The 439-nt window shown below is 55.4% G+C and carries 1 protein-coding gene; it reads right to left on the bottom strand.

All coding sequences use genetic code 11. The features are described from left to right. Positions 1-56 precede the first annotated feature (56 nt). On the bottom strand, positions 57-439 hold a 383-nt coding region (locus tag MUU47_RS00120), incomplete at its 5' end, for a DUF3053 family protein (RefSeq protein ID WP_258986107.1).

The following is a 439-nucleotide window of genomic DNA, read 5'->3' on the forward strand; positions in this document are numbered from 1 at the left end:
GCAATGGCGGGAGGAAAATAGCAGAAGCCGCGATGCCGGCTTCTGCGTTTACACTATTACTGGGTAACGCTTGATACGGTTTTCTGTGCGTTCAGTAAATCCTGCTGCTTGGCCACCAGATTCGACATCATGGTGTTGTACTGCGTTGCCTGCTGGGAGGTACGGAACTGCACGCCGTTATTATTAAAGCTCACCTGATTACCCTGAGTACGCAGGAAATCCCCAACCTGCACCAGATCCTGAACGAAACTGGCGGTAGTAGGAATAACCGGCATCAGCGCATTGGCCGGCCCGGTGACGATCTTGTCATAGGCCTGGTTATACACTGCTTTCAGGTCGTCGGGTTGCTTCAGCGCGGCCCGGGCGGTATCCGCCTGTGACTTGGCTGACTGGATCTGCTGCCCCAACAGGTTCAGCGCCCCAACGGACTGTTGTAGCG

Origin of the sequence: Scandinavium hiltneri (genome assembly GCF_024764835.1) — a bacterium.
Classification (GTDB): domain Bacteria; phylum Pseudomonadota; class Gammaproteobacteria; order Enterobacterales; family Enterobacteriaceae; genus Scandinavium; species Scandinavium hiltneri.